The organism is Stenotrophomonas sp. SAM-B, from assembly GCF_013387485.1.
GTDB lineage: Bacteria > Pseudomonadota > Gammaproteobacteria > Xanthomonadales > Xanthomonadaceae > Stenotrophomonas > Stenotrophomonas maltophilia_AA.
Genome location: NZ_JABBXB010000041.1, coordinates 1 through 445, shown reverse-complemented (window position 1 = coordinate 445; position 445 = coordinate 1). Strand labels below are relative to the sequence as shown.

Sequence of the window (445 nt, the reverse complement as noted above, 5' to 3'; positions counted from 1 at the left end):
TACCAGGGTATCTAATCCTGTTCGATACCCGCACCTTCGAGCTTTAGCGTCAGTAAAGGCCTCGTCAGCTGCCTTCGCAATCGGAGTTCTTCGTGATATCTAAGCATTTCACCGCTACACCACGAATTCCGCTGACGTCGAACTCACTCAAGACAACCAGTTCGCGACGCAGTTCAGCCGTTGAGCGGCTACATTTCACGTCACGCTTAATCATCAGCCTGCGCTCCCTTTAAACCCAATAAATCCGGATAACGCCCGGACCTTCCGTATTACCGCGGCTGCTGGCACGGAATTAGCCGGTCCTTATTCATGCGGTACCTACAAAAAGGGACACGTCCCTCACTTTATCCCCGCATAAAAGCAGTTTACAACCCATAGGGCCGTCATCCTGCACGCTACTTGGCTGGTTCAGGCTCTCGCCCATTGACCAATATTCCTCACTGCA

1 rRNA gene is annotated in these 445 nt (G+C 52.1%); it reads right to left on the bottom strand.

Annotated elements, in window-relative coordinates:
- A 16S ribosomal RNA gene (locus HH110_RS19140) occupies nt 1–445 on the bottom strand; the annotation flags it as partial.